A 277-nucleotide genomic window follows, 5' to 3' on the forward strand; every position below is an offset into this window, starting at 1 on the left:
TTAAATTAGCAATGTATTCAGCAACCCCTTCCGACCACCAAACAACATCTTCTGTAGGAGAGTTAAAGTCGCCATACAGATCAAATCTCCCATCGAGATAGTGCACATATTCGTGCTCTAAATTCCAAACGAAATGCTCTGCATTTGCATAATTTGCTTCATAAGCAATAAAGTTTGCTTGGTTGCCAACAACGGATGGATCCCCTTCTAAATACATGCCACCATTATTGGTATTAAAACCAAAATTCACCCCCGCATATTTACCGTAATCGTCGCT

The 277-nt window shown here is 40.1% G+C and carries 1 protein-coding gene; it reads right to left on the bottom strand.

The window, feature by feature from the left end; translation table 11 throughout:
* Positions 1 to 277, bottom strand: a 277-nt coding sequence (locus tag CWB76_RS19255) for a collagenase (protein ID WP_171039669.1), incomplete at both ends; no start/stop codon positions are given.

Origin of the sequence: Pseudoalteromonas sp. S1609, assembly GCF_005887255.1 — a bacterium.
Taxonomy (GTDB): Bacteria; Pseudomonadota; Gammaproteobacteria; order Enterobacterales; family Alteromonadaceae; genus Pseudoalteromonas.